Source organism: Vibrio sp. 10N.261.45.E2 (assembly GCF_002875705.1).
Taxonomy (GTDB): Bacteria; Pseudomonadota; Gammaproteobacteria; order Enterobacterales; family Vibrionaceae; genus Vibrio.
The window spans coordinates 1-1,198 of sequence record NZ_MCZZ01000020.1 but is presented as its reverse complement, the minus strand read 5'-3'; the positions used below and the strand labels follow the sequence as shown (position 1 = coordinate 1,198).

Sequence of the window (1,198 nt, the reverse complement as noted above, 5' to 3'; positions counted from 1 at the left end):
AATTCACTATGCCACTACAATACCTTCATGTTGATGGGTATAAAGCGTATGAAAAGACAGAAGCGAAGTTGGTGGGTTGCTGGGCTCATGCAAGACGTAAGTTCATAGAGGCAGAGCAGAGCCAACCAAAAGGAAAGCAAGGAAAAGGGGGTAAAATCCAGTGGGCAGTCAGTTGGTTCCAAAAGCTCTATCGTGTTGAACAAACCCTCAAAGATAAGACGAGGGAAGAGCGATATGTTACCCGCCAATCAAAGACTCAGTCTCTGCTCAATGAGTTCAAGGCGTGGTTAGATAAATCGGTCACTCAGGTGCCCCCTAAAAGTAAATTGGGTGAGGTGATTAGCTACAGTCTGAATCAATGGTCGAAGCTAGTAAGAGTTATCGATGATGGCGGGTTAAGCATGGATAATAACCGAGCGGAACGTTCAGTACGTCCGTTCACGGTAGGACGGAACAACTGGTTGTTCTCAAAGACTCATAATGGAGCCCGCGCCAGTGCAGTGTTGTACAGTCTTATCGAAACCGCGAAGGCTAACGACTGTGAGCCGTATGAGTACCTCGAATACGTGCTACGAGAAATCCCGAAACTGAAGAGTGAGGATGACCATGGTCATCTTCTACCTTGGAACATGCCAAAGACGAACTAGTCCCCCGATCCCTTAATAGCGTTCAGAATGACAGATACCGCCTTAGTTGGCGGTATCTGTGTTGATATTAGAAAGTCAATGAGTCGGTTCGAAGACGCTTACAAAGGATCATTGAGATCAATCGCTTTTGGGATTAATCTCTTTCCCTAGATGTGAAAAAACCAGCTTTGGCGAGCTGGCTTTTCGGAATACTTACTAGTTTTGCCGACTGGGTAAGTCCTTTCATGATAGCCATATCACGTAAGCACTTCAAGTACTCCTGCACTCTGTTTGGATTCAAGATGTTTTGGACTGAGCGACGCGCATCAGCCACCGACCAAGGGATATTCCAAAGGTGGCATGGTAAAGGCACTAATCAGAACTAAGCAAACGCTCGATAAATCCGCCCCTTGTAGCTGCTAGAGGGGATAAGCGGGAAAGGAATAAATGATTAGTGTTGTGAGACCGGAATGGGGGCGTAAAGCCTAACTCACAGCGCAGGGCAGCCCGAAAGGGTAAGAGACAAATCCCAATCTGAAAGCGACCATAGAGATACCCAAATCACTCATAAA

Annotated in this window: 1 protein-coding gene; it reads left to right on the top strand. The window is 46.5% G+C overall.

Going from position 1 to position 1,198, the window contains the following annotated elements; all coding sequences use genetic code 11:
- On the top strand, positions 1-647 hold a 647-nt coding region (locus BCT34_RS00990; RefSeq protein WP_131828345.1), incomplete at its 5' end, for an IS66 family transposase.
- Positions 648-1,198 lie beyond the last annotated feature (551 nt).